At 56.1% G+C, this 230-nt stretch carries 1 protein-coding gene; it reads left to right on the plus strand.

Translation table 11 applies throughout. The features are described 5' to 3' along the window. Nucleotides 1-230, plus strand: a 230-nt coding sequence (gene lptD, locus ACTHR7_RS10955) for an LPS assembly protein LptD (protein WP_440370826.1), incomplete at both ends; no start/stop codon positions are given.

Genomic DNA, 230 nt, shown 5'->3' on the forward strand with positions numbered 1-230 from the left:
GGGTCCATCCGACCTAAAGTCGGCGTACATGCCACTTATTACAGCCTCAACAGCTTCAACGGGCAAAGCGGTCGCAATGTCAGCCGCATCCTGCCGAGTATCAACGTCGACAGCGGCCTGACTTTCGAGCGCAGGGCCCGGCTCTTCGGCGGAGACTACCTGCAAACGCTTGAACCGCGCCTGTTTTACAACTACATTCCGACCAAGTCCCAAAACGACCTGCCTAATTT

It is taken from the genome of Neisseria sp. P0007.S010 (assembly GCF_051962875.1).
Classification (GTDB): domain Bacteria; phylum Pseudomonadota; class Gammaproteobacteria; order Burkholderiales; family Neisseriaceae; genus Neisseria; species Neisseria subflava_A.